General features: G+C 62.6%; 2 protein-coding genes and 1 pseudogene. 2 read left to right on the top strand and 1 reads right to left on the bottom strand.

Annotated features, from left to right (window positions below):
* Positions 1-796 (bottom strand): annotated as a pseudogene (locus EOC06_RS36740) (anthranilate synthase component I); the annotation flags it as partial.
* Positions 797-835: 39 nt separating this feature from the next.
* On the opposite strand from EOC06_RS36740, the gene EOC06_RS40515 reads away from it, so the two are divergent.
* Positions 836-1012, top strand: coding sequence for a hypothetical protein (locus EOC06_RS40515; RefSeq protein WP_164767439.1), 177 nt, complete (start codon positions 836-838; stop codon positions 1010-1012).
* A gap of 103 nt (positions 1013-1115) precedes the next feature.
* Positions 1116-1755: isocitrate lyase/phosphoenolpyruvate mutase family protein (locus EOC06_RS36735; protein ID WP_164898981.1), on the top strand; the 640-nt coding region annotated here is incomplete at its 3' end.

Raw genomic sequence — 1755 nt, 5'->3', positions numbered from 1 at the left:
CGAACAGGTCGCCGCGCTTGAACGAATCCATCGCCTTGCGCACCAGATTGGCGTATTCGCCCGGTTCATGGTCGCCGCGCGGCGGGATGCGGTCAGGGCTCTTGAACGGCTCGGCGATTTCGTCGCGCGGCAGCCCTTCGGTCGAAAAACCCTCGCCGGCATAGTCATAGCGGTCGGTCCAGGCCTTGGCGGAATAATGGTCGACGACCAGGATCTCGTCGGGCAGGAAAAGCACCAGGTCGCGCTGGCTTGGCTTGCGCTCGAGCTTGTAGTCGACCGGGTCGAACTGGAAGGCGAGGTCGTAGCCGAAAGCGCCGTAGAGACCGAGATTGGCGTCTTCCTCGGTCCTGAACAGAGCGGTGATGGCGCGCAGCACCGTGAAGACTGAAGGGACGCGGCTGCGCTCCTCCTCGGTGAAGACACGGCCGGGCTTGGCGACATCGAGGCGGATGAGTGTCTTCGACGTCTCGGCGATGGTGACATCCGCCTGGCTGGCGAGCGCCTTGCCGATGACCGGCAGCAGCGCCTCGCCACGGCGGTTCAGCGCCTCGATGCGCATGGCACGGCCGCGCGCCGAGACGACCAGTGGCGGATCGATGATGGCGGTGTCCCAGCGCGTGTAGCGGCCGGGATATTCATAGTTCGAGGAAAATACAGCGCCGCGGCGCGAATTCAGGCCGTCAACGTAAGCGTCGATCGCGCCCGCATAGGGCCGGTCGTGGCGCGCGCGCGTGATGGTGATGCCACCCGCGGTCACGAAACTTTCCGCGCCGTTTTCCAGAAGCTTTATAGTCATTGCCGTCTCCATCAGCGTCTTGGGGCAACGGACCCGGGAATGGCTTGGAAAAAACAAATGGCCGCCCGGACTTTCCGCTGCGGCCACCCTCTCTTTTCACGCGCACGTGTTCGAACAGGCCGCTGTCAGCAGGCCCACCACCAAATGGTCTTGATCGAACGCATGTTCATGGCGAAAATCCATAGCCGCGAAAAACCGGATGCGCAACTGATTTGAAAAGCCTGTCCGGTGGCCGCCGCTTCAGCGTCTCATGGCACATCGCCAGGGCGGACAGTGCCGCTTAGACTGTTCCTCTAACAGCAGGAGACGGGAAAACACCATGACCGAGCAGATCGAGCGTGCGCGGACGTTCCATTCCCTCCACGTCAAGGGAAACCCGATCGTTCTCTACAACGTCTGGGATCCGGGTTCGGCCAAGATCGTCGAGAAAGCGGGCGCCAAGGCGATCGCCACCGGAAGCTGGCCGGTGGCTGCCGCGTTCGGCTATGCCGATGGCGAGAAAATCCCGCTGGAGCTGGCGCTCGACAACATCAAGCGCATCGTCACTGCCGTCGACCTGCCGGTGACCATGGACCTCGAGGGCGGCTACGGCGTCGATCCGGAGATTGTGGCTCGCACGGTGACGTTGGCGCTACGGGCCCGCGCTATCGGTTTCAATTTCGAAGACCAGGTTGTCGGCGGCACCGGCCTGCACGACATTTCTGTTCAGGTAAAACGCATCGAAGCTGCGGCAGCGGCCGTCAAGGCCTCCGGCATACCGGCGTTCATCAACGCCCGAACCGACATCTTCCTCAAGGCGAAACCGGATGCGCATGACGACGTCCTGCTCGACCAGGCCATCGAGCGCGCGCAGGCCTTCGAAAAAGCCGGCGCACACGGCTTCTTTGCACCGGGTCTTGGCGATGAGGACCTGATCGAGACGCTTTGCAAGGCAATCGCGTTGCCGGTCAACATCATTG

The organism is Mesorhizobium sp. M7A.F.Ca.MR.362.00.0.0, assembly GCF_004023175.1.
In the GTDB taxonomy this organism is placed as follows: Bacteria; Pseudomonadota; Alphaproteobacteria; order Rhizobiales; family Rhizobiaceae; genus Mesorhizobium.
The sequence above is the reverse complement of the archived record's forward strand: the minus strand, read 5'-3'. Positions and strand labels throughout refer to the sequence as shown.

Excerpts from the sequence above, each read along its gene's own strand:
- EOC06_RS40515 (WP_164767439.1), top strand. The coding sequence starts at position 836 with ATGGCTTGGAAAAAACAAATGGCCGCCCGGACTTTCCGCTGCGGCCAC.